The 23673-nt window shown below is 67.0% G+C and carries 26 protein-coding genes and 1 pseudogene; 6 read left to right on the top strand and 21 right to left on the bottom strand.

Annotation, left to right across the window (positions count from 1 at the left end; translation table 11 throughout):
* Positions 1 to 282 precede the first annotated feature (282 nt).
* On the bottom strand, positions 283 to 663 hold the full coding sequence (locus IBJ82_RS23275; protein WP_194828088.1) for a helix-turn-helix domain-containing protein: 381 nt from the start codon (positions 661 to 663) through the stop codon (positions 283 to 285).
* A gap of 95 nt (positions 664 to 758) precedes the next feature.
* Here IBJ82_RS23275 and IBJ82_RS23270 point away from each other — a divergent pair, with 95 nt between their 5' ends.
* From IBJ82_RS23270 to IBJ82_RS23260, 3 genes are all read left to right on the top strand, one after another.
* A complete protein-coding gene (locus IBJ82_RS23270) occupies positions 759 to 1625 on the top strand; it encodes an alpha/beta fold hydrolase (protein ID WP_194828087.1) in 867 nt (288 codons plus the stop codon).
* Between the two features lie 226 nt (positions 1626 to 1851).
* Positions 1852 to 2292 (top strand): hypothetical protein, encoded by a 441-nt coding sequence (locus IBJ82_RS23265; RefSeq protein ID WP_194828086.1) that lies wholly within the window; start codon positions 1852 to 1854, stop codon positions 2290 to 2292.
* 282 nt (positions 2293 to 2574) lie between these two features.
* Positions 2575 to 2967, top strand: a complete 393-nt coding sequence (locus tag IBJ82_RS23260) for a MarR family winged helix-turn-helix transcriptional regulator (RefSeq protein ID WP_228537555.1) — start codon at positions 2575 to 2577, stop codon at positions 2965 to 2967.
* 42 nt (positions 2968 to 3009) lie between these two features.
* Here IBJ82_RS23260 and IBJ82_RS23255 read toward each other — a convergent pair whose 3' ends face one another.
* From IBJ82_RS23255 to IBJ82_RS34780, 20 genes and pseudogenes are all read right to left on the bottom strand, one after another.
* Positions 3010 to 3879, bottom strand: a complete 870-nt coding sequence (locus IBJ82_RS23255; RefSeq protein WP_194828084.1) for an alpha/beta fold hydrolase — start codon at positions 3877 to 3879, stop codon at positions 3010 to 3012.
* An 83-nt stretch (positions 3880 to 3962) separates the two neighbouring features.
* Positions 3963 to 4682: a DUF6390 family protein gene (locus tag IBJ82_RS23250; protein WP_194828083.1), complete on the bottom strand. Its 720-nt coding sequence runs from the start codon at positions 4680 to 4682 to the stop codon at positions 3963 to 3965.
* 29 nt (positions 4683 to 4711) lie between these two features.
* Complete coding sequence (hypE, locus tag IBJ82_RS23245; RefSeq protein WP_194828082.1) at positions 4712 to 5785, bottom strand: hydrogenase expression/formation protein HypE; 1074 nt, start codon at positions 5783 to 5785, stop codon at positions 4712 to 4714.
* Complete coding sequence (gene hypD, locus IBJ82_RS23240; RefSeq protein ID WP_194828081.1) at positions 5778 to 6890, bottom strand: hydrogenase formation protein HypD; 1113 nt, start codon at positions 6888 to 6890, stop codon at positions 5778 to 5780. The genes hypE and hypD overlap by 8 nt, the downstream gene beginning before the upstream one ends.
* Entirely contained in the window at positions 6887 to 7231 is a 345-nt protein-coding gene (locus tag IBJ82_RS23235) for a HypC/HybG/HupF family hydrogenase formation chaperone (protein ID WP_194828080.1), read from the bottom strand. Before IBJ82_RS23235 ends, hypD begins: the two co-directional genes overlap by 4 nt.
* A gap of 17 nt (positions 7232 to 7248) precedes the next feature.
* Complete coding sequence (gene hypF / locus IBJ82_RS23230; protein ID WP_194828079.1) at positions 7249 to 9597, bottom strand: carbamoyltransferase HypF; 2349 nt, start codon at positions 9595 to 9597, stop codon at positions 7249 to 7251.
* On the bottom strand, positions 9594 to 9836 hold the full coding sequence (locus IBJ82_RS23225) for a HypC/HybG/HupF family hydrogenase formation chaperone (protein WP_194828078.1): 243 nt from the start codon (positions 9834 to 9836) through the stop codon (positions 9594 to 9596). Before IBJ82_RS23225 ends, hypF begins: the two co-directional genes overlap by 4 nt.
* A 3-nt stretch (positions 9837 to 9839) precedes the next feature.
* A complete protein-coding gene (locus tag IBJ82_RS23220; protein ID WP_194828077.1) occupies positions 9840 to 10361 on the bottom strand; it encodes a hydrogenase maturation protease in 522 nt (173 codons plus the stop codon).
* Positions 10362 to 10497: 136 nt separating this feature from the next.
* Entirely contained in the window at positions 10498 to 11820 is a 1323-nt protein-coding gene (locus IBJ82_RS23215; protein ID WP_370585471.1) for a hypothetical protein, read from the bottom strand.
* A gap of 8 nt (positions 11821 to 11828) precedes the next feature.
* Complete coding sequence (locus IBJ82_RS23210) at positions 11829 to 12476, bottom strand: DUF6084 family protein (RefSeq protein ID WP_194828075.1); 648 nt, start codon at positions 12474 to 12476, stop codon at positions 11829 to 11831.
* Positions 12476 to 13108 carry a DUF5947 family protein gene (locus tag IBJ82_RS23205; RefSeq protein ID WP_194828074.1) on the bottom strand — a complete coding sequence of 211 codons (633 nt, stop codon included), beginning with the start codon at positions 13106 to 13108 and terminating at the stop codon, positions 12476 to 12478. The genes IBJ82_RS23210 and IBJ82_RS23205 overlap by 1 nt, the downstream gene beginning before the upstream one ends.
* Positions 13105 to 14034 (bottom strand): NifU family protein, encoded by a 930-nt coding sequence (locus IBJ82_RS23200; protein ID WP_194828073.1) that lies wholly within the window; start codon positions 14032 to 14034, stop codon positions 13105 to 13107. Before IBJ82_RS23200 ends, IBJ82_RS23205 begins: the two co-directional genes overlap by 4 nt.
* A gap of 5 nt (positions 14035 to 14039) precedes the next feature.
* Positions 14040 to 15836, bottom strand: a complete 1797-nt coding sequence (locus IBJ82_RS23195; RefSeq protein ID WP_194828072.1) for a nickel-dependent hydrogenase large subunit — start codon at positions 15834 to 15836, stop codon at positions 14040 to 14042.
* Between the two features lie 12 nt (positions 15837 to 15848).
* The gene (locus IBJ82_RS23190) at positions 15849 to 16904 is read right to left on the bottom strand and encodes a hydrogenase expression protein HypE (protein ID WP_194828071.1); all 1056 of its coding nucleotides are present in this window, start codon (positions 16902 to 16904) and stop codon (positions 15849 to 15851) included.
* A gap of 71 nt (positions 16905 to 16975) precedes the next feature.
* A complete protein-coding gene (gene hypB, locus IBJ82_RS23185) occupies positions 16976 to 17821 on the bottom strand; it encodes a hydrogenase nickel incorporation protein HypB (RefSeq protein ID WP_194828070.1) in 846 nt (281 codons plus the stop codon).
* Complete coding sequence (locus IBJ82_RS23180; protein WP_194828069.1) at positions 17779 to 18153, bottom strand: hydrogenase maturation nickel metallochaperone HypA; 375 nt, start codon at positions 18151 to 18153, stop codon at positions 17779 to 17781. The genes hypB and IBJ82_RS23180 overlap by 43 nt, the downstream gene beginning before the upstream one ends.
* A 90-nt stretch (positions 18154 to 18243) precedes the next feature.
* Positions 18244 to 18963 (bottom strand): energy-coupling factor ABC transporter ATP-binding protein, encoded by a 720-nt coding sequence (locus IBJ82_RS23175; RefSeq protein ID WP_370585442.1) that lies wholly within the window; start codon positions 18961 to 18963, stop codon positions 18244 to 18246.
* Positions 18960 to 19721 (bottom strand): cobalt ECF transporter T component CbiQ, encoded by a 762-nt coding sequence (cbiQ, locus tag IBJ82_RS23170; protein ID WP_194828067.1) that lies wholly within the window; start codon positions 19719 to 19721, stop codon positions 18960 to 18962. The genes IBJ82_RS23175 and cbiQ overlap by 4 nt, the downstream gene beginning before the upstream one ends.
* Complete coding sequence (locus tag IBJ82_RS34785) at positions 19722 to 20117, bottom strand: PDGLE domain-containing protein (protein ID WP_370585470.1); 396 nt, start codon at positions 20115 to 20117, stop codon at positions 19722 to 19724.
* 36 nt (positions 20118 to 20153) lie between these two features.
* Positions 20154 to 20798: pseudogene (locus tag IBJ82_RS34780) on the bottom strand (energy-coupling factor ABC transporter permease); the annotation flags it as partial.
* Positions 20799 to 20927: 129 nt separating this feature from the next.
* Here IBJ82_RS34780 and IBJ82_RS23160 point away from each other — a divergent pair.
* The 3 genes from IBJ82_RS23160 (at position 20928) to IBJ82_RS23150 (ending at position 23589) form a co-directional block, all read left to right on the top strand.
* Positions 20928 to 21329, top strand: coding sequence for a low affinity iron permease family protein (locus tag IBJ82_RS23160; RefSeq protein ID WP_194828065.1), 402 nt, complete (start codon positions 20928 to 20930; stop codon positions 21327 to 21329).
* A gap of 267 nt (positions 21330 to 21596) precedes the next feature.
* Positions 21597 to 22829, top strand: coding sequence for a TetR/AcrR family transcriptional regulator (locus tag IBJ82_RS23155; protein ID WP_194828064.1), 1233 nt, complete (start codon positions 21597 to 21599; stop codon positions 22827 to 22829).
* A 103-nt stretch (positions 22830 to 22932) separates the two neighbouring features.
* Entirely contained in the window at positions 22933 to 23589 is a 657-nt protein-coding gene (locus IBJ82_RS23150; protein WP_194828063.1) for a hypothetical protein, read from the top strand.
* Positions 23590 to 23673: the final 84 nt, after the last annotated feature.

Genomic DNA, 23673 nt, shown 5'->3' with positions numbered 1-23673 from the left:
GCGCGGAATCCCGTGCCGCGAAAGAATAATGAGTCCAACTACTAATTCGCTCGTGGCGACAGAAAAGCAAATATGCTCCGACCTTTGCAATTCGAAAACGATAGGTCACTCGCCACGACCGCACCTGACAGGCTGAGGGACTCGTACTCCGACGCCTGCTGCTGCCAGTCTCCCTCGCCGCGAAAGACTTTCGCCATACAGCAACGTGGTGACATGGGCCGGGACGCGAGCGGGTACCGCGACACCACGTGCTCGACTGACAACAGCGGGCTCGCTGGACGGCTACATGCTGCTGTCGGTGGCCGCGTTGGCCAGGTCGATCTCGGGCATGTGCGCCTCGGCCCAGGCGCGCAACGCGGCCAGTGGGATCTCCAACGACAAGCCGAGTTCGGTGAGTTGATAGTGCACGCGCGGCGGCACGGTCGGCTCGACCCGGCGCGTGGCCAGGCCGTCACGGATGAGGCTGTGGAGTGTCACCGACAGCATCTTCTGCGAAACTCCCGGCATCCGCCGCCGCAAGTCGGCGAACCGTACTTCCCCCGGCGCGGCGTCCGCGAGCACCTTGACCGCCATCGAGGTCCACTTCGTCCCGATGCGGTCGAGCAACTGACGCGTCGGGCACTGCGGATCGAATACATCGCCGCGCTCTGGTCGGGTGGTCACCTCGACCTCACCACCTTTCGAGAAAGTGCCTTCTTGGCACCCCAGCAAAGGTTTCCTACCGTTTCCTGGTAACCGATCGTAACCAGGAGGCCTTGATGCTCGACACCCCGCCTGCAGCCGTCACCCTGCGCAAGATCCCTACCAACGGCATCTACGCCAACGTGGCGACGGCGGGTTCCGGTCCGGCTGTCGTACTCCTGCACGGTTTTCCGCACACCTGGCAACTGTGGCGCGAGATCATCGGCCCGCTGGCCACCGACCATCGAGTCATCGCGCCGGACCTGCGAGGGTTCGGTGACAGCAGCCGGGCGCCGAACGGATACGACGCGGGCACGCTCGCCGCCGATATCGAGGGAATCCTCGATGCTCTCGACGAACCGTCAGCCGCCGTCGTGGCCATCGACGCGGGCACCCCGGTCGCGTTCTTGCTCGCGATGCGACGTCCGGACCGGATCCGACGCCTGATCCTCATGGAGTCGCTACTCGGTCGCCTTCCGGGCGGCGAGGAATTCCTGGCAGCGGGCCCACCGTGGTGGTTCGGCTTTCACGCCGTCCCCGGCCTCGCCGAATCCGTACTCATCGGCAACGAAGCCGAGTACATCGAGTGGTTCCTCGACACGGGAACACGCGGAAACGGTGTACCACAACATATTCGGGATGCCTTCGTCGACGCCTTTCGGCGACCGGAAGCCCTTCGCTGCGCCTTCGACTACTACCGCGCCCTCCCGATCAGCGCTCGTCAGATCGAAGACGCCGTCGCCACCGGCCGACTCACGGCGCCGACGCTCGCGATCGGCGCGCACCCGGTCGGTTCCACTCTCGAGCGCCAACTCCGCCCGATCGCCACCGATCTGACCGGCCACCTCATCCCCGACTGCGGACACATAATTCCCCTTGACCAGCCGGCGGAACTGCTCCGTCTCGCCGTGCCTTTCCTTGCCGCCGACGGTGATTCGTGGTGACCTGCCCGACAGTCGGTGCGCACGCGGTTGGACAGCGAGGTCACCCCGGCCGCGCGGGCACCGAGGGGAATCCCTGAGGCAAAGCTCCGGGTCGGGACCTGATGTGCCCGACAGGCCCCGACGAGACCATTGAAGAATGGAAACCGTTGGTAATCAGACTATTTCAGCAACCGTTCGACGGCGTCGTGGGATCGCCGCACTGGCATCGGTCGTCACGGTTGCCGGCATGCTCGGACTCTCGGCGGGAGTCGCGTCCGCGGACACCGCAGGTAGCTGTTTGTGGGCGGGCACCCCGTATTCGCAGGGAGCCACCGTCGGCGCCGGCGGCTGGACCTTCACCTGCGGCCGATCACTGACCGGAGACGTGCGCTGGGATCGCGGGACGTCGGCGCAGCCGACGAGCACGGTCGCCAATCCAGGCGCCGCCACCGATCCCACCGCCCGCTTCAGCGCGGGAGCCATCCAGCCGGGCACCAGCTACAACGACTACTGCGTGGGCGAGCAGCTCGTCAGCGGTCGTGATTCCGTCTACGAAGCCGTGCCGGACGGCCACGGCCTGCGCTGGCGTCCAGCGGGTTCGATCACACAGTGGCATTTTGATCAGGGCGACGGCACTGCCCCGACCACACGGTCCGTGAGCGAGTGCCGGACGACTCCGCAATACTGAGCCCAGCCCGTAGATCTCGCGAAACATGTTCACGCACAAACCTTCTCGACAGAACCGCGTTACGTTGCACCGGTGACAGCGGTCGGTCAGCCCGCTGCTGTCAGGAGCTTTCCGGCGCGCACCACGGCCTCGGGTTCGGTCCCTAATCAGCACCGAACAGCTCAGGAGATGGTCACGACCGCCCCGAGACGGGGACAGCGGGCAATTTTGTTCGTAAAGTTCATGGTTGTGTCACCGAACTCGAATACCGCGGCTGTGGCCGGGGCCCTGTCCTTGCTCGCTATGAGGCTCGATCGCCTACTGCGCCTGCACCACGCCGACTCGCAGATCTCGTTGGTGCAGCGCTCGGCGCTCACCACACTTGTCCGCGACGGCGCGATGTCACCGGGTGCGCTCGCCACCAGAGAACGGGTGCGGCCGCCGTCGATGACGCGGACTGTCAACGCGTTGGCCGAGCTGGAACTGATCATGCGCAGCCCCCATCCGTCCGACGGCAGACAGGTCGTCGTCTCGGTCACGCGAGCTGGTCAGGCGCTGGTGACTGATGAGGTCTCGGCCCGTGATTCCTGGCTCGCCGGGCAGTTGAGCAAGCTCTCCGATGAGCAGACCCTCCTGCTGAGGCAGGCTCTTGTGATCATCGGACAAATCGGCGAGGCGGAAGCCGCGCCAGGGTGACGGACTGTAGCGAGCCCGCTCCCCCGGCACCGGCCGCGCGCGTCAGCTCCTCGGGTCGAGAACCTCACGCAGCTTGTGCGCGAACGCTTCTGGTTGGCCGGGGTAACCGAATTCACCGCCGGCGAAGCCGCCGTGGTGGCTCGGGAACACCGTCGCGTGCTGACCGAGTAGCTCGGCCAGCCCCACCGCGGTGCGGGCGGTGAAGGTGCCCGAGGATTCCTCGCCCACCGCGACCACGATCCGCGTCGGGGCCGCGGCGAGCGCAGCGAGGTCGGGGCGATAGCTGCTCACCGCCCAGGACAGGTCCGAGAGCAGCGGGTCTTCGCGCGCGCCGTCGTCCTCGGTCGGCAGGCCGAACAGGGCGGGATCGGGATCGGGCTGGTCGAAGTAGTCCTCGGTGAACTCGCCCTGCCATGAAGTCATCGCGATGAAGCTCGCCATACCCGCGCCGAAGCCCTTGGCCACGTAGGCATCTCGATAGCCGGCGCGAGCGCGCTCGGCGGCCGCGGCGTCGGGAAGTACCGGGATCAACGGTGGCTCGTGTGCCACCAGCGTCGTCACGTCCGTGGGGTAGGCGGTCACGAGCGCGAGCGCCACGACCGCACCGCCACTGCTGGCGAACATCTCGACCGAATCGACGCCGAGTTCGCTGATGATGTCGTGCACGTCCTCGGCGTGCACCGCCGGCACGTTGTCGATCCGACCGTCGGTACGGGTGCTGCGGCCGAGACCGCGCGGGTCGTAGGTGATCACCGTGCGATCGCGGAAGTACGACGTCAAGGTGGTGAAGCCACTGGCGTCCATCGGCAAGCCGATCATGAACAGCGGCGGTCGGCCGTCGGTAGTGGGCAGCGGTCCGTATACGTCATAGGTGAGGTGGCTCTCGGTGGTGGCGAGCGTATGTGTCGTCATGCCAGTACTGACGTCGCCCGCGCCCGGAATTCATCGCAGGCGTCCGGGTCCGACACAGTCCCGCGAATCCTCGCTGAAAACGACTATCGCCGAACGGTACGCGCGGTCTCGGTCAACCGGCGATTGGTCACCCGCAGTTGCCGTGCGGTACTGGTGGCCAGTGCCCGCGTCTGATCGGAATCGAGGCGGCCACACACGCGCTCCCAATGCACGGCGACCCGGTCACCGACCGCCACCTCGGTCGCGAGGTGATCGTCAACCTCGGCGCGTTGCAGCGCTGGATCGGACAACCGCAGGAGCGGACCGTCCAGGACCAACCGCCGACACCGGACGGAGGCAGCGCCGCCTTCGCGGGCCACCACGGTCCCCCAGGTGATGCGGCAGCTGTCCAGGATGCGGATCGGGTGCTCGTCGGCGCCGCGTCCCAGCAGGCGGGTCCACGGATACACGCCGAAGACGTGGAATCCGTGGTTGGCGGCGGCCTCCTCGGCGAGGTCGGCGTTCAGATGCGACCAGTAGTGTCCGGCCATCGGCTCGATGATCGCGAGCAGTTCGGTGGTGAACGCGTCGGCGTCGAGGTCGGCGCCGATCCCGCCACCGAGCCAATAGGACTCGACGAGGCGCCGGTCGAGCGGATCGGCGATGCCGGTCAGTCGCGACATCGCCCGCAGGTAGGGCCAGGCTCCGGAGAACTGCCTGGCCAGCGCGCGGATCTCGGCGGCCGAGCCGTTGTGCAGCGCCCGCGCGTCGGCGGGACCGCAGTAGCCGAGCCGATTGGGCGCGTAGGCGTAGCGGGCGAACATCTCGGTCCCGTCGATGATCGCGCCTCCTGTCAGCAGATCCGTGGCAGTTGTTCTCCGGCGGGCAGATCCACCACCCGGGTGCCGCCGAGGGCGGTGCGAGCGACCACCATCCCCGGATGTTCCTCGACACACACGCCGATGGCCTCGGCACGAGCACCCAGCGGATGCGCCCGCATCGCCGCGAGCACCCGGTCGGCGTCGTCGGGGGCGACGAAGGCGACCAGCTTGCCCTCGTTGGCGACATACATCGGATCGAGCCCGAGCAGCCCACACGCGTCGCGGACCGCGTCGGGCACGGGAAGCTTCCGTTCATCCAGTGCCACACCGACTTTCGCGACGCCGGCGATCTCGTTGAGTGTGGCCGCGACTCCGCCGCGGGTCGGGTCACGCAGTACGTGCACATCGGCGCCGGTGGCCAGCATCGCGGCGACCAGACCGTTGAGCGGGGCGGTGTCGCTACAGACGGTGGTGCCGAATTCGAGGCCCTCACGGCAGCTCATCACCGCGACGCCGTGCACCCCGATGTCACCGCTGACGAGTACGACGTCGCCGGGACGGGCACGCTGCGGGCGGATGTCGACACCGTCGTCGATGATGCCGATGCCCGCGGTGTTGATGAAGATGCCGTCACCGTGGCCGGAGTCGACGACCTTGGTGTCGCCGGTGACCAGCTTGACTCCGGCCGCGAGGGCGGCGGTTCCGACGGCCTCGGCGACCCGGGCGATCTCGGCGAGTGCGGTGCCTTCTTCGAGGATGAACGCCGTGGACAGCACCATCGGCCGCGCGCCCGCCATGGACAGGTCGTTGACGGTGCCGTTGACGGCCAGATCCCCGATCGACCCGCCAGGGAAGGCCAGGGGCTTGACGACGAAGGAGTCGGTCGAGAACGCCAACCGCACCCCACCGACGGCGAGCACCGCCGAATCGCCCATGCCCGCTTCGGCGGCGGAGCCGAACGCGGGCAGGAACAGATGCTCGATCAGCTCGCCCGACATCGCTCCCCCGCCACCGTGGCCCATCACGATGGTCGGTGAGTCGCGCAGCGGCATCGGGCACACCCAGCTGTCCATGTCGAGGCCGGCCGTCACGTTGTCCTCACGCATGAGCCACCTCCGCGGGCAGGTCGAGGCGCCGGTACAGGTAGTAGGCCGCGCAGGCGCCTTCGGAGGAGACCATGGTGGCCCCCAACGGGTTTCGCGGTGTGCACTCCTTGCCGAAAGCGGCGCATTCGTGCGGCTTGATCAGTCCCTGCAGAACCTCACCGGAACGGCAGATCGAGGACTCCTCGGTGTGCAGGTCGGTGACCGCGAACCGGTGCTCGGCGTCGTAGGCGCGGTAGCGTTCCGAGAGTTGCCAGCCGCTGTCCGGGATCACGCCGATGCCGCGCCAGGCGCGGTCGGTGACGTCGAAGACGTCGGTGAGCATCGTCTTCGCGGCGAGATTGCCTTCGGCGCGGACCGCACGGGGATAGGCGTTCTCGAGTTGGTGTCTGCCGTCCTCGAGTTGGGTCACGGTGCGCCGGATGCCTTCCAGGATGTCGAGGGGCTCGAAGCCGGTGACCACCATCGGCACCCCGTACTTGTCGGCCAGCGGGGGGTACTCCTCGGTGCCCATGACACTGCAGACGTGCCCGGCGGCCAAGAAGCCCTGGACCCGGCACTTCGGCGATTCCATGATCGCGGCGATGGCGGGCGGAACGAGCACGTGCGAGACCAACAGCGAGAAGTTCTCGATGCCCAGCCGTTTGGCCTGATAGACAGTCATCGCGTTGGCCGGTGCGGTGGTCTCGAAGCCGATGCCGAAGAACACCACCTGCCGATCGGGGTTCTGTCTGGCGATGGTGAGCGCGTCCAGTGGTGAGTACACCACGCGCACATCACCGCCTTCGCTCTTGACCCGGAACAGGTCGCGTTCGCTACCCGGTACCCGGAGCATGTCGCCGAAGGAGCAGAAGATCACCCCGGGCTGCGCGGCGATCTCGAGCGCCTTGTCGATCACCTCGAGCGGGGTGACGCACACGGGACAGCCGGGGCCGTGGATCATCTCGATCTCGTCGGGCAGCAGTTGGTCGATACCGTGGCGGATGATCGAATGGGTTTGTCCGCCACAGACTTCCATGATGGCCCACCGCTGGGAGGTGGTCGAGCGGATCTGGTCGAGCAACTTCTTCGCCAGGTCGGGGTCGCTGAATTCGTCGAGATACTTCATGACGTCACCTCCGTGTCGTCGTCGGCGCCGGAGTCGGTCGCTGCCGGTGCTGCCGTGGGATCGGGGAGCCCGGATTGTTTGGCGGCGAGGGCGAACCCGTCGCCGAACTCCTCGTTGAGCACACCGAGGTGCTCGAATTCGGCCAGTGTGCGCAACGCCGATTGCTCGTCGAGGCGCTGGATGGCGAAACCGACGTGGACCACTACGTAGTCGCCGATCGCCGCGTCCGGAATGTATTCCAGGCACACGTCTTTGTGCACGCCGCCGAAGTCGACGACCGACATCATCGTGCCGTCACGTTCGTGCAGGCTGAGCACCTTTCCCGGGACTGCCAGGCACATCGCTGCTCTCCTTTCGCTCAACCCGCACCAGCGGCGAGTAGTTGTCCGAACGCGAGACCACCGTCGTTGGGCGGCAGTCGGCGATGGGTGATGACGTGGAATCCGTTGTCGCGCAGCATGGTGCGTGCTGCCGAGAGCAGCAACGCGTTCTGGAACACCCCACCCGAGAGCGCGACGGTCGTCGGGCGCGGTGCGAAATCCAGAGCGAGGTCGAGGACCAGCGCCGCCACGGCGTGGTGGAAGCGGGCGGCGATCACGGCGGCCGGGACGCCGTGATCGGCATCGGTGACCACGGCGGCCACGACCGGGGACGGGTCGATCACGGCCGGGTCGGCGGTGTGATCGAGGCCGAACCGGTAGGTGCGCGAGCCTGGGTCGACGCCGCGCGCGATGGCCTCCAGTTCGATCGCGGCCTGGGCTTCGTAGTCGACGATGTGGCGGACACCGGCCAGCGAGGACACGGCGTCGAAGAGCCGTCCCATGCTCGACGTCGGGGTGCACCCGAAGCCGGAGCCGAATTGGTGTACCAACACCGCTCGTTCGTCGGCGGGGCAGGCGGCGACCGAGGCGATCGTGTCCGACCAGTCCAGTCCCGCGGACCACAGATGTGCCAGCGCCATCCGGTAGGGCCGGTGCACGCTGACGTCCCCACCCGCGAGCGGCACGTACTTCAGGTGCGCGAGCCGCCGGAAGCCCTTGTAGCCGGCGGCCAGAACTTCACCGCCCCAGATGGCGCCGTCGGGTCCGAATCCGGTGCCGTCGAACGCGATCCCGGTGACGGTGTCCGAGGCGCCGAGTCCGTGTTCGCCCATGACCGCGGCGATGTGGGCGTGGTGATGCTGCACGGTGTGTACCGGACGGCCTTCAGCGTGGGTGCGCGCCCAGGTGGTGGATCGGTAGCCCGGGTGTGCGTCGGCGACGAGTTGGGCGGGTCGGACCCCGGTCAGTTCCGCGAGGTGCTCGGCGGCGGAGTCGAAGGCGCGCAGGGTGGCCAGATCGTCCATGTCGCCGATGTGCTGGCTGAGCCAGGCGTAGCGGCCTTCGCCGACCGCGCAGGTGTTCTTCAGGTCCGCGCCGACAGCGAGCATCGGCGGTACCGGGACGGGCAGGGTCAGCGGGAGGGGCGCGTAGCCGCGCGAGCGGCGCAGGGGCAGTTCGATGCCGTCGACGACACGCACCACCGAGTCGTCGCAGGGGGTGAGGATGCGGCGGTCGTGGGAGAGCCAGCCGTCGGCGAGTTCGGCGAGCCGGGTGTGGGCATCGGAGTCGTCGAAGCAGATCGGTTCGCCACCGAGATTGCCGGAGGTCATCACGAGCACCCGCGGGACGGGCCGGTCGCCCGACAAGCCGAACAGCAGCAGGTGCAGCGGTGTATAGGCGAGCATGACGCCCAGGTCGGGGTTGCGGGGCGCGACCGAAGGGGCCAATTCGAAGGTGTCGCGATCGAGCACTTCGTGCGAGTCGGCGCCGGATGCCGCCCCGGCGGGGATGCGGACGGGGGCCCTGCGGGCGAGCAGGACGATCGGACGTTGGGGACCCGTGAGCAGAACCGCGGCGGTGTCGTCGACCTCCGCGATCGTGCGCGCGGTGCCGAGGTCGGCAACCATGACGGCGAAAGGCTTGTCGCCTCGCCGCTTTCGACCCCGCAAGGTGGCCACGGCGCGCTCGTTCTCGGCATCGCAGGCGAGGTGGTAGCCGCCGACGCCCTTGACCGCGAGAATTCCACCCTCGCGCAACAGGTTTCGCGCCGAATCCAGTGGCCCCTCGGCGAGTGGGGCGGAAGGGCCGAGGTAGGACAGGCGGGGGCCGCAGTCCGAGCAGGCGATGGGTTGGGCGTGGAAGCGGCGGTTGGTGGGGTCGGTGTATTCGGCGGCGCAGTGGGCGCACATCGGGAAGTCGGCCATCGACGTGCGGGATCGGTCGTAGGGCAGTTCGGCGATGATGGTGAACCGGGGGCCGCAGTTGGTGCAGTTGATGAAGGGGTGGTGGTAGCGGCGGTCGGTGGGATCGGCGAGTTCGGCGGCGCAGTCGGCGCAGATCGCGACATCGGGTGAGGCCAGGGTGCGGCCGCCGCCGTCGCGGGTGGTGTCGGCGATGCGGAATCCGGTGCCGCCGTGCAGCGCGACGGTGGTCTGCTCGACCGACTCGACGACGGCCAGGGGTGGTGGTGTTTCGTGTAGTCGGTGGGTGAACCGGTCGAGATCGGCTGGGGTGCCTTCGATCTCGATGACAACCCCGCGGCTGTCGTTGGCCACCGAACCGGACAGGGAAAGTTCGGCGGCGGTGGTGTAGACGAAGGGGCGGAAGCCGACGCCCTGGACCACGCCGCGGACCATGAGGCGGCGCCGTTGCCGGTCGGCGGTCATGGCTGTTCACCTCGTCCGAGCAGGTTCAACCCGGCCAGCGCGGTGGCCGCCCCTACTTCGTCGGTCTTCTCCACGGCCAAGCCCATGTGGATGATCACCCAGTCGCCGGGGTGGACCGGATCCTGCTCCAGCAGACCGATATTCACCTTCCGGTCCTCGCCGGAGACCGTCACCAGGGCGAGTTGACCGTGGTAGCCGTCGAGGATCTTTACGACCTGTCCGGGGATGCCGAGGCACATGATTCACCCCTCCGATCGGTTCGACGGCGCGACGGGCCCGTACGAGTCGGTGACCGGCCGAGGCGGGTCCGCGATCAGTCGCGCGAGGACCGCGACGACCGCCTCGACGGCGGGATCGACCGCGGCGCCTACCGGGTCGGACAGGCCGATCCCCTCGTCTACCGAGTCCACCTGGCAGCCGACGACCACGGTCGGTGGCAGGGTTCCGCCCAGCGCGCGCACGCTCGCGAACACGGCGTCGGGGTTCATGGCGTGCGCGTCGAGCTGCGCCGCGCCCGCCGGGTCGGGTTCGGCGTGGAAGACCGCGAGGGTGCCGGGCGCGCCCCGGTCGGGGACGGCGTCGACGAGTACCAGCGCGTCCCACGGATCGAGCAGGTCGTAGGCCAGGTGCATGCCGCGGATGCCGTAGTCGACCACGCGCACGGTCTCGCCGTGCGGCGGTAGTCGCCGCACCACTTCGGGCCCGAAACCGTCGTCGCCGAGGAAGATGTTGCCGATCCCCGCAACGAGCACTCGCGCCGTCATCTCACATCCGGCGCATCTTCAGGTAGCGCTGGACGTCCGGTATCGAACGCACACCGAGCACCGCGGCGGCTGCTGCCGCCACGGCGGCGAGCGCCACCGCGATCATTCCTATCGTGGCCATGATTGACCCCTTCTCTCATTCTCGTTGGCTGTCGAGTGGTTCGATCTCCTCCGGGGCGAAATACAGGTACCGGCCGTACCATTCGTGCAGTTCGGCGGCGGGGTCGTCCTCGATGACCACGCCGACATGGGATTGCCCGTCGACATCGGCGTGCACCGAGACGACCTTGGCAGTGCGGCCGTCGTAGAACAGGTCGTGGGCATCGGCGCGCCGAGACGGATGCAAGCGCACCCTGCTGCCGTTGCGGACCCGGACCGCGCCGACCATGATCGCGTCGGTGTCGGGGCGAACAGCGTTGTCGGCCAACGGGTCCCACCAGTCGACGCCGTCGGGCACCTCGGGGATCAGGGCGGCCTGCTCGGCGTGCGGATTCCGCAGGACACCGTGCAGCTGCTGCAATGCCTCCGGTGTCATCGCGTCGCAACGGTCGATGATCTGCGCCGCCCGCTCGTCGGTCGCGCGGGCCTGGGCCTTCTCGTCGTCGGTCATGGTCATGACGCGCAAGGTGAGGATCTCGTCGATCTCGGTGGAGTCGAACAGCGGTCCCTCGCTCTGCTCGGCGATCTCGGGGTGGTCGTAGAGGATGATGGGCGAGATCAGCACGATGCTGTGGTCGCCGGGTGGCCCGGCCAGCACCGGGAAACACCGGTGCTGAGAGCAGCGGGCCACGGCCGCTTCGGCGTCGGGTGGTGGTTCGAGCAGGGAAACGTACTGGCCGCCTTCGGTTTCGGCGATGACGTGCGCGCCGATCAGGGAGCGGGCGATGGCGTCGTACTGGTCGGTCGCGGGGGTGCCGGTATTGCGGAGGGTGAAGTTCAGGCGCAGCAAGCGCTCGTCACGGTCCACGGTCAGCTGGACTTCCGCGTCGAGGTGCGCGCGGTGTCGGACCAGTCGTCCGGCCGGTGCGCCGTCGGGGCCGGGGATCGTCTCGTAGTCGGTGCCGGCCGAAATCGTCAGCCGCGCGGTCGAATCGGTCAGCGGCAGCGGACCGATCACCTGTTCGCGCTCGACCGCCTCGTCCCAGCTGATCCACGATCGGCCGTCGGCGACGAGCTCGGCGACCGGTGTGTACCCGGCGTCCTCGACGGTCCGGCGCTGCAGCTGCAGGAACCGTACGGTCAGCGTGACCGAGGCGGCCTCGTCCGCGTCGAGCAGACATTGCGCCGACAGTTCCGGGTCCTCGCCGAGTCCGGCCGCGGCCGCCCCGGTGGGGCCCAGGACACCGAACTGCCAGCGCGACTGGTTCTTTCGCGAGTTCGCCCGGTACGGGTACAGCAGGTAGCCCTCGTAGAGCACCGCGTCGGCGACCGCGCGTGCCCTGGCCTGCGACCTGGTCAGCTCGCTGCTCATGGGTCCTCCTCGGTGGTGTCGAGCAGGCGAAGTACCGCGTCGTCGAAACCGAGCATCCCGTGGCTGGACTTGTACGCGGCGAGCGCGTCGAGGGTCTCGCGCCGCAACCGAACCCAGCCCGAGTTCGGGAAGTTCGTGGCCATCAGGTCGTCCCAGACCGAGACCGGCATCTCGAACTTGTCCTCGCGGTCCCAGGGAATCTGCTGCACCGCGAAACCGGTGGTGCCCCGGATGAAGACAGTGCCGCTGAACAGGAAGATCAGCGGCACTGTCCCCTCGCGTAGGGCGTGCAGGTATTTGGCGCCGCTCACCTCGAAGTCGTAGGTACACGGCATCGGCAGGTCCACTTGGGCGCCGCCGTGGAAGCCGGGAACCATGGTGGCGCAGTGCATCCAGAGAAAGGAGCGCTGGGTGTCGCGCCAGCGTTCGCGTGGACCGAACAGGTCGACCAGGCCCGCGCTCTCCTCGTCGGTGTAGCTGCGGCGGTGCGGCTCGATCCGTACCTGGGCGCGCAGGGCGATGGCGTGCACCGGTTCCTCACCGAGCACCGCGATGCCGATCCGGGCCGACAGCGTCGGTGTCGCGGCGTAGGGCTCCGGCGCGATGTCGAGCACCGCGAAGGTCGTCGAGTAGGCCGGGCACATCACACACCACCCGGTCGCGCACGCGCCGAGACCGCGGCGAAGAACTCGTCGAGATACCGGTGCACATCCTGACCACCGTCGAATCCGCGCCACAGCATCCGCATCCGGCCGACGAATTCGTAGCAGGTGTCGATGGGCAGCAGCAGGCAGGCCGCCTCGGCGGTGCCCCGCTCGGGGACCCGGATCATCAGTGCCTCCACGTCGGGGACCGCGACAGCGATCTCGGGGTGCCGCTCGAGCAGCGTGCGCCACTGGTCGAGGGGCAGTTCGGATTCGGTGGCGCCCGCCGGTCCCGGATAGAACGCGACGGTGCGGCCCAGTGCCGAGTTGTCGAAGAAGAACGCCAGGCCCACCGGGATCTCGAGTGCGTCCCATTCGCCGTGGCCGATGGTGAAGGTCGGGAAGCGCAAGTAGCGGTCGGGCACCGCGCGGTATCGCAGGACCGCGTTCTGGTCGGTGAACAGCAGATAGCAGCCACGGCACACGCACAACAGTTGGCGCCCTTCGACATTCACCACATGCTGATGCTCTTCGGCGATGGCTTCGGCACACATCTCACATCGCTCGCCCGCCGGAACGGCAGGTTTGCGGTCGACGGTGAGGCGCCGCAGCACCCCCAGCGCGGAACTCATCCGGCCACCCCCACCGGCACGGCCACCGACAGCTCCCCCGCACGGACCAGCACCGGCAGTGGTTCCAGATGTCCTTCGCCGTCGACTCTGGCACCGGCGTGGACGGCGTCGTAGTGCGCCCGGCACGTCGGGCAGCGCAGCACGGCCTCACCGACCGGGAAACCCATCCGGCGATGCAGTGCCGCACCGGCGAGCGAGTTGTCGCAGGCGGGACAGTGATCGCGGTAGACGAACAGATCATCACCGACCCGGCAGGCGAGCACGGTCTGCCCGCCGATGACGAAGCCACCGACCTCGCCCGCACCGAGTTCCCCCAGTTCCGGGACCGCTATCCAGCTCCCGTGCTGCGACTCGACCGGGTGGGCGTCGGCGTGCACCCGGTCGAACAGCGAATCGGCGGAGATCAAGGAATCCGTCGATTCCGGTTGCGCGGCAGCCACTTCGATCGACTCGATTTCCGGCGCGGCGGCGCGCACCGCGTCCTCCACCGCCAGTTCCAGGGTCACCGACGACGAGGGACAGGTGCGACAACTGCCCGACAGTTCGAGGCGCACGACGCCGTCGGCCACACCGAGCAGTTCCACATCACCACCGTGGGACCCCAGGTAGGGGCGCACGCTGTCGAGTGCCGCGCGGACCCGGGTGTGCACGTCGTGCGGATGCAGGCCGTGCACCAGCAGCAGACTCGCTATCAGATCGTCGGCGACGAGCCGCTCGCGGAGTCCACCATCGACCAGTTCCAGGACGCGCTCCAGACCGGCACCGTAGAGGTCGGCGACCTCGCGCACCAGTTGCTCGGCGCGCTCGCGAGCGACGACCCCACCCGCTGAACTCGCGTCCAGCAGGGTCTCGATCCGGTCGCCTGCGCCGCGCCACCGGTCTGGGTCGAACGCCGCCTCGTCGTGCTCCCCCGGACGATCCGGCATCACCGTTACTCCCCGGTGAGTGTCTGGGTCGGCGAGTGGAGTTTGTCCAGGGACTTGCCGTTGCCGAGGTACATGTGCACACCGCACGGCAGGCAGGGATCGAAGCTACGCACGGTGCGCATGATGTCGATGCCCTTGAAGTGCTCGCGGTCGTTCTCCTCGAAGATCGGCTGGCCCTGCACCGCGTCCTCGTACGGTCCCGGCGTACCGAAACTGTCGCGGGGGTTGGCATTCCACGGCGTCGGCGGATACGGGTGGTAGTTCGCGATCTTGCCGTCCCTGATCACCATGTGATGGGAAAGGACCCCGCGCACCGCCTCGGTGAACCCGCAGCCGATGCCCTCGTCCGGCACCTCGAAGTGCTCCCACGTCTTGGTCCGTCCCGCCCTGATCTCCACGAGCGCCTGCTCCGCGAAGTGCAGCGCACTGGCCGCGGCGTAGGCCTGGAAGTAGGTGCGGGCACGGTTGCGTTCGATGGTGTTGCTGCCGAACGCGGGGATCTGCCATTCGAAGCTGACGGGGCCCTTCAACGCGGTCTTGGGCAGGTTGATCTGCACACTGTGCCCGGTCGACTTCACGTAGCCGATGTCGACGAGCCCGGCCAGCGCCGTCGACCACAGCCGGGCCAGCGGCCCGCCGCCGGTGTCGAGCGCCAGATGGTCGGTGCCGTCGAACCAGCGCGGCGACATCACCCAGCTGTATTTGTCGTCCATGTCGCGCTTCTGCGGCTTGGGGTTGGTGTGCTGGTTCCAGGGGTGACGCCGGTCGACCGGATTACCGAGCGGGTCGGTCTTCACGAACATCTCCTGGTCAGTCCAGTCGTCGTAATACGAACTGCCCAACAGGATTCGGATGCCGAGATTGATGTCGACCAGGGACGTGGTGACCAATTTTCCGTCGACGATCACGCCGGGGGTGACGAACATCCGTCGGCCCCACTCCTCCATGTCCTTGTACTCGAAATTGCACACCTCGGGGTCCTGGAACGAGCCCCAGCAACCCAGCAGGGTGCGCCGCAGTCCGACCTGTTCGTAGCCCGGCAGCGCCTCGTAGAAGAAGTCGAACAGATCGTCGTGCATCGGCACGACCTTCTTCATGAATTCGACGTAGCGCATCAGGCGCGTCATGTAGTCGGTCATCAGCTGGATCGTCGCGACGGTTCCCACGCCGCCGGGATACAGCGTCGACGGGTGCACATGCCTGCCCTCCATCAGGCAGAACATCTCCCGGGTGTAGCGACTGACCTGCAGCGCTTCCCGGTAGAACTCGCCGGTGAACGGATTGAGCGCGCGCATGATGTCGGCGATGGAGCGATAGCCGTGCTCGGCCGAATGCGGTGCGGTGGTCTTCTCCGCCTGGGCCAGGACGCCGGGATTGGTCTCGGCGACCATCTTCTCGCAGAAATCCACGCCGACCAGATTCTCCTGGAAGATGTTGTGGTCGAACATGTATTCCGCGGCCTCACCGAGATTGACGATCCACTCGCCCAGGTGCGGCGGTTTCACCCCATAGGCCATGTTCTGGGCATAGCACGAGCAGGTGGCGTGATTGTCACCGCAGATCCCGCAGATGCGGCTGGTGATGAAATGCGCGTCACGGGGATCCTTGCCCCGCATGAAGATCGAGTAGCCGCGGAAGATGGACGAGGTGCTGTGACACTCGACCACTTCACGGTTCTCGAAATCGATCTTGGTATAGATTCCCAGGCTGCCGACGATGCGGGTGATCGGGTCCCAGGCCATTTCGACCAGGCTGTCGGGATCGATCCGCTTGTGTGACGGCTCGGGGATGATGCCAGTCATTCCAATCGCCTCCTACCAGGTGCGGGTGGCGCCGGATTCCAGCTTCTCGCCCTTGTGCCGCCAACGCGGCTCCTTGTCCACCGTGCGTCCGGTGATGTGGCGCAGACTGCGGATCACCGACCCGTACAGCCCTGATGCCGTCGAGGAGATCTTGCCGCCGGGCGGCTCGTCCATGAACGGCATGAATTTGTCCGGGAATCCCGGCATGGTGCAGCCGATGCAGATGCCGCCCACATTCGGGCAGCCACCGACGCCGTTGATCCAGCCCCGTTTGGGGACGTTGCATTTGACCACCGGGCCCCAACATCCCAGTTTCACAATGCATTTCGGGGAGCCGTACTCGTCGGCGAAGTCGCCTTCCTCGTAATAGCCCGCCCGATCACAGCCTTCGTGGACGGTGGCGCCGAACAACCATTTCGGGCGCAGCGCCTCGTCGAGGGGAATCATCGGGGCCTGTCCGGTGGCCATGTAGAGCAGATAGGTCAGCGTTTCGGACATGTTGTCCGGATGAACCGGACAACCGGGCACGCACACGATCGGGATTCCGGCCTTGGATTTCCAGTCCCAGCCGAGGTAGTCCGGCACACCCATCGCGCCGGTGGGGTTACCCGCCATGGCGTGGATGCCGCCGTAGGTGGCACAGGTGCCGACCGCGACCACCGCGGTGGCCTTCGGGGCCAGCCGATCGAGCCATTCACTGGTCGTCATCGGCTGTCCGGTGGCGGGATCGTTGCCGAAACCGCACCAGTAGCCCTCCTCGTGGAGCTGTTCGTTCGGGATGGAACCTTCCACCACGAGCACGAACGGTTCGAGTTCACCACGGTCGGCTTTGAAGAACCATTCGAGGAAATCGTCGGCGCCGCCGGCGGGACCGCATTCGAAATCGATCAGCGGCCAGTGCACAGCGATCTGCGGGAGCCCGGGAAGAGCGCCGAGCGCGATCTCCTCGATACTGGGCTGCGTCGCGGCGGTCAGCGCAACCGAGTCACCGTCACAACTGAGACCTGCGTTGATCCACAGCACGTGGATCAGGGCCTGTTCTGCTTTGATTGCTTCCTGGGTAGGCATGGGCTGTGCCACTTTCTGAAGCGGGATCGCAGGCTCGCGGGAACCTACGTTGTGATCCTGATCACGTCAGTCTATGTCGCCGGTGCACGATCCTCAATAGTTGCCGATCGCTGCCGCCGGAGCCAGTCGTACCACTGCGCCATGCCGGAACCGCTGGTCACCGACAGTGGCAGGATCTGCGCGTGCGGGTTGATCGTCGCCGCGTATTCCCGGCATTTATCCAGGTCGAAGTCGACATAGGGCAGCAGATCGATCTTGTTGACGAGGACCAGAGATGCCGCGGCGAACATGTGTGGATACTTCAGCGGCTTGTCGGTGCCCTCGGTCACCGAGATAACCACGACTTTGCCGCGTTCGCCGAGGTCGAACAGTGCCGGGCACACCAGGTTGCCGACGTTCTCGATGAACAGCAGCGTGCCGGGTGCGGGATCGAGGGACTCCAGCGCGCGGTAGGTCATCTCGGCGTCGAGATGACAGCCCGCACCGGTATTGATCTGCACGACCCGACAGCCCGTCGCCCCGATCCGCTCGGCATCGAGAAGGGTCGCCTGGTCGCCCTCGATCACCGCGATCGGCACCTCGGTGAACTCGCGGATCGTGCGTTCGAGCAACGTGGTCTTGCCCGCACCGGGTGAGCTGGTCATGTTCAGCGCCAGGATGTCGCGAGCGGCGAGCCATTCCCGGTTGCGCTGGGCCAACAGGTCGTTTTTGGCCAGGACTTTCTGCTCGAGGGTGATGGTCTCAGTCACCGGCAGGTGCACGTGATCGCCGCCGTGACCATGGCTGTGCCGGTGCGGCTCGTGTTCGTGTTCGTGTTCGTGTTCGTGTTCGTGTTCGTGTTCGTGTTCGTGTTCGTGTTCGTGCGGGAGGGTGATCACCGCGGCGTCGTCGTCGCCACATCCACAGGTTGCGCACATTCTCGGCTCACTTCCATCGAGCGGATTCGGAGTTCGTGCCCGGCTCTGATCTCGACATCGGCGCTGCCGCACTCGCACAGGGCGATCGGCTCGAGCACAGTGAATTCGGCGCCACAGCTTCGGCAGGCCGCCCGGCCGGGTACCACGTCGATCTCGAGACGCGCGCCCTCGGCCAGGGTTTCCTCGGCAGCGAGTTCGAAGCAGAACTGCATCGCCTCCGGAACGACCGCGCACAGCACGCCCACTTCCAGGAGCACGCTGTGCACCTGTGCTCCCGCCGCGTGTTCGCATACGGCGTCGATGACACTCTGGGTGATCGCCATCTCGTGCATCGCAGTCTCGGCTCGTCGAGGGATGAACCCACCGCTCAGGTTACTCCTGAGCAACCCACCCACGCGATGGTCGGCCGGACCGGCACATGCTCAGCTGAGCCGGTGTTCGGCGAGCAGCGCGGCATCGCCGAGGATGTCGGCGGTAGGGCCGTCGGCAACGACTTCGCCGGCGTCGAGGATGACGGCCCGCTCGCAAATCCGTTGCGCGTAGGGCAGATCGTGGGTCACCACGAGCATGGTGGTCGGCAGCGACAACAGGATCTCGGCGAGCTCGCGGCGGGCCACCGGATCGAGGTTGGCGGCGGGCTCGTCGAGGACGAGGACCTCCGGTCGACACGACAGCACCGTGGCCAGTGCGGCCCGGCGGCGTTCCCCGAGCGACAGGTGCGCCGGTGAGCGCCCGGCACGATCGGTCATCCCCACCGCGTCCAGCGCCTCGCGTACGTGTTCGGCGAGGGCGTCGCCGCGGACACCGAAGTTGGCGGGCCCGAACGCGACGTCCTGTTCCACGGTCGGCATGAACAGTTGGTCGTCTGGGTCCTGGAACACCACCCCGACCCGTTGCCGAATGGCGCGAACACTATTGCGGTCCAGCCGCACACCGCCGATGTGCACCTCCCCCGACGTGGCGGTGAGTACCCCGTTCAGATGCAGCATCAAGGTGGATTTGCCCGCGCCGTTTGGCCCGAGGACGGCCACCCGCTCCCCCGGCGCGATCCGCAGGTTCACCCCGTTCAGCGCGCCGGTCCCGTCGGGATAGGCGAACGTCAGGTCGACCACACGCACCGCGGGTGCCGTCGGTTCGGTCACCGCACCATCCAAGCACCCGCGCAGACCGCGATCGCGGCGGCCGCGGGTAGGCAGCCGAGCAGCCATTGCCCGCGGGTGGCAGGCGGGGTGCCGACATCGGGCACGGTGCCGTCGAATCCGCGCGACAGCATGGCCAGATGAACTCGTTCGCCGCGTTCGTAGGATCGCAGGAACAGGGTGCCCGCGCCGCGTGCGGTCGCACCGGCTTGGCGCAGTGTGCGTGGGTCGTCGCCGCGTGAGATCCGTGCCAGCCGCATCCGCGCCGCCTCGTCGACCAGCACGTCGACATAGCGCAGCATCAGAACCACGATCATGACGATCGTGCCGGGAACGCGCAGCCGCGTCAGCCCTTCGGGCAAGGCGCGCACGCTCGTCGTCGCGGCCAAGCTCAGTGAGATGCCCACGCCTATAGTGCCTTTCGCGATGATGCCCCACGCGGCATAGAGGCCGGTCACCGACAGCGACAGCCCGAAGACGTCGGTGCGGGGTTGCCCGGCGGCGAAGGGCAGCAGGAACGCCAAGATGACGAACGGCAACTCGATGAGCAGACGCGGCGCGATCCAGCGCAGCCCGATTCCCCACCACCGCCACAGCGCGACCAGGCCCACGGCATAACAGCCGAACGGCCACAACAACTCCCGTGGTGTCGCCACGACCGCGAACACCGCGACCACCGCGCAGACGATCTTCACCTCGGTCGGCGCCCGATGCGCCGGTGAATTCCCCGCCAGATACAGCCGGTGGACAGAGGCGCTCACTTACTCCCGCTCCGTATCCGACCGCGCCGCGACGTCACCCTCGCGGGTTGCCGGGCGCGATCCGCTTCGGCCGATCCGGATCGTGCGGACCACCGCGAACAGCACGACGAAGGCGGCCCCGACACCGACGACGCCTGCCGGACCGGCCAGATCGCTGTTGCCGTCGATCGCGTAGTCCGCCAGCGGAGAACCGACGAACCGGTGTTCCTCGGCGCTTCGGGCGATGCACTCACCGTGCAGTTCCTCAGCCCCGTTCACCTCGACCGTGGAGCACCCGCGTCGGGTGGTGGCGTCGAGCCCGTCGGGCTGCGAACTCGCGGCATAGGAGAGCCCGCCGGCGACGAGCACCGCGGCCGCGGCGAACGCCCACAGGAAACCGGTGAAGGACAGCCGCACGCGAGCGGGAGAAATTTCGGCGGACACCGGTCCAGCGGCACGCAGCACATAGACAAGATCCGGTCGTGCGCTCACTACCGCCACCACGGTGATCGCGGTGATGACGCCTTCCCCGATCCCGATCAACGCGTGGGTGACGAACATGTACCCCGCGACCGCCCCGACCGTGGAGCCCGCAGCCCCGCCGATGGCGTATTCGATGACGAAACCCATCGCGGCACAGAGGGTTCCGATGTAAGCGGCGACGAATGCCATGACACCCACCCCCGTATCGCGCCGCCGGCGGAGCAGCGCTGTCCCGGCCCGAGCGACGAGATATCCCGCGCCGACACCGATCAGGGCCATGTTCGTGATGTTGGTGCCGAGTGCGGTCAGCCCGCCGTCGGCGAACAACAGCGCCTGCACGACCAGCACCACCGCCATGCACAACGCCCCGAGATAGGGCCCGACCAGAATCGCGGCCAGCGCCCCACCCAGCAGGTGCCCACTCACACCGGGCAGGATCGGAAAGTTCACCATCTGGACCGCGAAGATGAACGCGGCTACCAGCCCTGCCATCGGCGCGGCACGCTCATCGAGTTCAGCCCGCGCTCGCCAGCCCGCGAGCCCGAGTCCCACCGCCGCGATCCCCGCGAAGATCAGCGATGTCGGCGCATCGACGATCCCGTCGCTCATATGCATTGCCACGGTGCTGCCGTTCACCTATCAGAACACTACGCCCTTTATCTGTCCAAGTGAACAGATAAAGGAATGTCCGACGGCGACGTCGGTCCGGCTGCGTCAGGGGTGAGATGCGCCTAGAATTCGGTGATGGAGCGCCGCCGCAGTGAAGCCGCGCGCAGCCGTGGCGGAGGTGATCGCCGGTCGCCGTTCGATCGGTTCGTCGAGCAGGCCGAGCTGCGAGTGAGTCAGGCTCCGTTCTTCTTCGTCTGCGCCGGGATCGTCACGGCGTGGCTGGTCAGCTTGCCGTGGTGGACGGACCTCAAAACGTGGCAGGTTGCCATTCACACCGTTGCGAGCGTCTTCACGCTGCTGTTGGTGGTGCTGCTCGAGAACGCAGGCCGCCGCGCGAGCGAGGCCGCGCAAGAGAAACTCAATGTCATCGCCGAGGCACTGGCCGCGCTCCTGGATTCCTCCGCGTCCACCGATCCCGAACTCCGGGTAGCCGCGGATCGGCTACGAGAAGCCGTCGGGCTCGAAGAGCGCCACTGACTGGCCGAAGTCAGTGCTCGCGATCGCCGACGTGCTGCGGACGCATGCGAGACGGTCGTTCTACCGCCGGGACCGACTGAATGACCAGACTCAAGTTACCCGTGCTTCTGATGTTTTAGCCGATGGCCCCGGACCGCACGGACACGTCACTGCAGACTGAATGGTCTTTTGCCGATGATGAGCTTCTGATATGTGACCTTCGATTCAGTTCCTGCGGAGATGGCCTGGAACCCGCTGCGGAACGTGTTCCACCACTAGTGTCGGGGCATGGCCGTTGGTGAAGTTCACACAGCAAAGACAGCGCCTGGTCCCACACCGAAGCCGAGTAGCCCTGCGCCGGTCCGGCGGAGGCCGGCCGACCGTCGTGAGCACATCGCACGGGTCTCCGCCGAAGCCTTCGGTGCACGAGGACTGCACGGTGTGAGCATGAACGAAATCGGCGCCAAGTTGGACATCAGCCACGCCGCTGTGTATCGGCATTTCCCCAGCAAATACAGCCTGTTCCGGCAGGAGACGCTACGGCTCAGCGAACTCGGAGTGCGGGTGGTGCGCCTGCCCGAGACTGCACGGAACTGGGATCCTCGGCGCAAGTTCGACTTCACCGTCGACGCCATGATCGGTGCCGCGCTCGCCAACCGTGGCTGCGGTGCGCTACTGCGATGGCAGCACCGCTACCTCGACGACGACGACCGGCGAATTCTGCTGGATCAGGTCGCCGTCGCCGAAGCTGCTCTGCGCGATCGGATCGAACAGATGCGACCCGAGTTGTCCGGCGCGGAATGCTCCGTCCTCGCCAGTGCGTTGATGAGCGTGATCACCAGTGTCTGCGACCACCGCACCCGTGTCCCGGCCCCAGAACTGGCCGAGATTCTGGCCACGACTTGCACAACGATTGTCGGCACCACGCTTCCGACCATCGTGCCCGCCGACAGTGAATTTCCCGCGGTGCGAAGGCATCACCACGAACTGGTGATGTACCGAGCTGTCGAACTGTTCCGTACCCGCGGTTACCCCGTCGTCAGCGTCGAGGACATTGCGACCGCGTCCGGGCTGCCTTCCGCGTCGGCGCTCTACCGCTATTACCGCAGCAAAGGTGACCTGCTCACCGCCGTGTTCCATCGTCGTCTCGACCGAATCGCGACCGCCGTGACCGCTGCTTCCGACGGCGACCCGCAGGCCGCGCTGACCCAGCTGATCGAGAGCTATGTCCAGGAATCGATCACCGAGCCCGGACTGTCCTTCGTGTACCACGCCGAGATCGCCAATCTCCCGGCTGCCGACTGCACGACGATGAACCACCGTCAGCGACTCGCCATCGAGGCCTGCGCCCAGTTCGTCACCGCCGCCCGGCCTTCCCTACCGCCCGCGCACGCCCAAGTCCTCGTCCACGCCGCACTCGCCCTCGTCGTCGACCTGGAGCAATTGATGGGAGCCGACCATCCCGAATGCGGCGCTGCCCGAATCAAGCACCTGATGTCGGATATCCTCCTCAGCACCTAGGGTGTGACCACACAGTTCCAGGCCGGTCAGCTCGGTTATCGCGACGACAGTGCTCGTTCGCTGCGGCCCCTTCGCGGAAACTGAACATCGGTACTGTGCGTGCATGAAGCAAGGGCCGTCAGGTGACGAACCCCATCTGAAGCGCGCCGCCCTTCAGCGACGCTGGGATGATCGGGACCGAGCGCACAGCGATTCCCGGATTGTCGACAGCTCGACGGCGGCGTTTCGCGAGGCCTACTACGCCGAGGATTCCCGGCGCCGGCGGCGAGCACGGGAGGAATTCGATACGCGGAGTTGGGAATTCATCATCGATCCAGCGATCGATGAGTGGGCCCGGGCGTGGGTCGTGGGAGTACCAGCGGCGTTGCAGCTACGCCGGTCGACATTTCCGGACTGGGCCGATCTGCTCGGTCTCCGCAGTCCCGGCTTAACGATCGATACGGCGCTGGTGGCGCTGATCAACCGCGCAGCCGCCGACGACGTGATGTGCTTTCCGTGCCAGGGCGTGGTCACTACGGCATTCTCCAGTCGCCATCCCTACACCGAACTCACCGACGGAGTCGGCTTCGGCTTCTATCCGGACGACACCGAAGAGTTGATCGTCCACGGCTCGGCCGCAGTCCGATACGAGGAATTCGACAGCAGGCCCGAATACGGTCCGGGTGCCGTCGTTGCCGCGATCCGGATGGTGCACGATACCTTCCAAAATGCTCGACCTGGACATATGCAGCCCGGGAGATATTGGCAGCCCACTGATTGAGCCCCGTGTTCTCGAAGGATTCCTCAAAATCCAGATCGGCGAGAGTCGTTGCCTGCCGGTGGTCGATTGCGCGCTTCGCGGAGT

It is taken from the genome of Nocardia sp. XZ_19_231 (assembly GCF_015355705.1).
GTDB lineage: Bacteria > Actinomycetota > Actinomycetes > Mycobacteriales > Mycobacteriaceae > Nocardia > Nocardia salmonicida.
The sequence above is the reverse complement of the archived record's forward strand: the minus strand, read 5'-3'. Positions and strand labels throughout refer to the sequence as shown.